Genomic DNA, 2,907 nt, shown 5'->3' with positions numbered 1-2,907 from the left:
ATCGTCTCATCGCCCCTCAAGCCGGCTAAAGCAACTTGTGCCTTAAAGCTTGAACTGTATTTACTGCTTCGTCCCATAAACTTCTCTTTTCCTTTTCGTTAGCAAATGACAATTAGTTCCATCTTTACTCTCAAATCTACCACTTTTTGAGTTGTCTAGTTTTTGGGGAGTATTATACTAGTCTTCGAGTTCTATATCTGTCAAATATCTAAGATCTTTTATTTCATAGTACTTGGATAAACGGTATCCATTTACTAATACGATAGGAGTTTCGCTTATCAAGTTTTCATTCACCCAAAAATTATGTTTTTCAAATTCAGAGAGAACCTCCTTGCTTTCAGCATCTATACCATATTTTTCAAAAAAATCTTTTGTGTGCCTTCCTTTTTCAAACCATTCAGAGTAAATTCTATGAGATTCAATGATGTTTTTCTGTTGAAAGATGGCTATTAAACAGCGTGAAGCAACTGCCAATTCTGGCGTAAAAGGGGTGAAAATATATTGAAACTGTAGAGAAGGTTCATCTTTGAGTAATTCTGTAATTTGTTTGTGAAGTCGAGCACAAGGATCACATTTTGGATTTGTTATAATGGTAACACATAACTGTGAGGCTGAATTACCAAAGAAGATACTAGAGTTATCACCAGAAATAGAGTAGAAGGGTTGTTCTCTCATTAACGACTTGAAAACACTTTCCTCTGCTTTTACACTATTGAACTGTTGTCTAGTAAACGATAAGTCATGATAACTTTTCACATAGGATATTATATGCACTATTCCAAGCAGAGAAAGTAGGTATATGAAAACTGATATAGATAGGTATAAAAAATTTATTTCAAAAACCCTATTGGAGATAAAGTAAATGTTAACCAAGAAATTTATCCAAAGTAGTAACTGTACCAATAAACACATCACGCACCACTGTTTAACTTTAACTCCTTGAAACCATACGCTCCAAAATGTATATGGCAAGGCGAATAGATTAATGAATCCAATGCTAGGAATAAGGGTGGGGTAAAATGAAATGATAATAAGATTTGAAAAGAAATAGCAAAGTCCTATTTCGCTCCAGCTAACATCTAGGAAAGCTTTAGAGGCATTGGATTTTAAAATACTTTTACAGTTAGAGGTCTCAATAAGGGAACACAGTTTCTCACTATACTTGTTATAAATATTCAGTTCATTTAAAAGTAACAATCTGCCTATAGCAAAGCCTGTTATATTAATGAAAAACAAAGCAAGTATATGTAAATTGAGATAATTGTTTGTAGATAATGCACTTAATAAAAGTAAGAAAAATACACCAATACCTAACAAATACTTTTTTGCTGTAGTTTTCTGTTCATTTTTTTTGTGCTCGTCGTAGTTATTCTCTATAGATTGGCTATTCGCATATATTACAAGGACTACACCAGACCATCCTGAGAAAAATTCTTCAATTGACTCTACCTTCTTTATCCTATTGCCAGTATAATAGCAAATCTTATCATTTGTGCTTTCAATTAAAACAAACTCGCCTTTCCTTTCTGTAATAAAAGGAGTTGTAATAGAGAAGATGTCTTCTAACTTATCCAATTTTATTGCAATGTTATTGATGCGATACAAAGAAAGCATCTCTGAAATGCCAAGTAAATTATCTTTATTCGGGTTTTCATTGAACATCATTGTTGCGTATGTACTAGTATACTTTATATTCAATCTATCAAGAAGTACTGTTAAAATGTTATGCTCTCTCATCTTTGAAAATTAGATAAAACTGTGTTTTTTTCTTTGCTCCAAAGGTATACATATTTTTTTACTTCACAAACTTTTCATCTAATAAAATCCATTTTTTTTTGCCACGTTTGATAAACTGATAGCCATTGCTGTCTGACACACCATCGGTTATCTCAGTTCATGTGTGTCAGGCAGCAATGATTGAAAACACTCTGTAAACTATTAAAAAACCTTGTAGATTAATTGTCATACAGAACTCGGGAAAATAGATGTCGTTTTTAAAGTGGGCTACCGTATCTTAAACTTCACTTGTGGCGTATCGTCCTGGCTAAAACCGAGGCTTTCACTCTGAGGTAACGATTGGCTTGAAGCATCGTCATTAGTTACCGTTTTCTCAATTTTCTTATTGACCTCTACAAGCTCATGTTTTAGACGCTCCAACTCATCTGCTTTGTCAAATCTATCCACAGCTAGTACAGCTTTGTATCGCTCTAAATCTTTTTCCACTTTGGATATCTGTGTCTCTGTATTCTCAATCAGAGAGGGTATCTTCTTGAGAGCATTCACAAAGTTCATGACGGCTAACTTTGGGTCAGATGCAAGCTGTCCATTGTTATATGTATAGGAGACACTACCTTCCCCTTTTACGATGAAGCGGTTTTCGGTGAACTCGAACATGCCATCTTGGGTACTACTTTCAGAATGAACCATGATGGGGAAACCGTACACCTCACCAATGCGCTTGTAGACACTATTGGTGCGCTCTTTCTCTGCTATAGTGTGTAGGTGTTTCGCGATCACCTCTATATCACTTTCGTTAGGGAGGTCGTAGAGGGTAAGCTCATTGACTGTTTCACCTTTATCATCAAATTTTACACGAGAAGTAAAGATTTTTTCATCTGTCTTTAATGAGGCGAGGTTGTTATATATGAGCTCCAATCGCTTCTTGGTAGCATCATACTTCTCTTGTGTCGCGTATTGCTCCTTACGAAAAGCATTTTGAACCGACTCTAAGTTGCTAATCTTACGCTCTATCTTCACTTTCTCCAAAAGTGCAGTGTTACCCGACACAACAGCCACAAACTCTGCATAATTCGAGCTTGCTGAATTAGGGGATGTGTTTTTTGAAGAATTGAGACGCATGCAGGATATTGGCGAACCATTTGTAATTTTGGAGAAAAAAACGAAGGA

1 protein-coding gene and 1 pseudogene are annotated in these 2,907 nt (G+C 35.4%); both read right to left on the bottom strand.

The window, feature by feature from the left end; all coding sequences use genetic code 11:
• Positions 1-177: 177 nt before the first annotated feature.
• The gene (locus A3GG_RS0101165; protein ID WP_018357503.1) at positions 178-1,737 is read right to left on the bottom strand and encodes a vitamin K epoxide reductase family protein; all 1,560 of its coding nucleotides are present in this window, start codon (positions 1,735-1,737) and stop codon (positions 178-180) included.
• 267 nt (positions 1,738-2,004) lie between these two features.
• Positions 2,005-2,907, bottom strand: a pseudogene (locus A3GG_RS11540) (hypothetical protein); the annotation flags it as partial.

This window comes from Porphyromonas levii DSM 23370 (genome assembly GCF_000379925.1).
Taxonomy (GTDB): domain Bacteria; phylum Bacteroidota; class Bacteroidia; order Bacteroidales; family Porphyromonadaceae; genus Porphyromonas_A; species Porphyromonas_A levii.
The sequence above is the reverse complement of the archived record's forward strand: the minus strand, read 5'-3'. Positions and strand labels throughout refer to the sequence as shown.

Excerpts from the sequence above, each read along its gene's own strand:
- A3GG_RS0101165 (WP_018357503.1), bottom strand. The coding sequence starts at position 1,737 with ATGAGAGAGCATAACATTTTAACAGTACTTCTTGATAGATTGAATATA.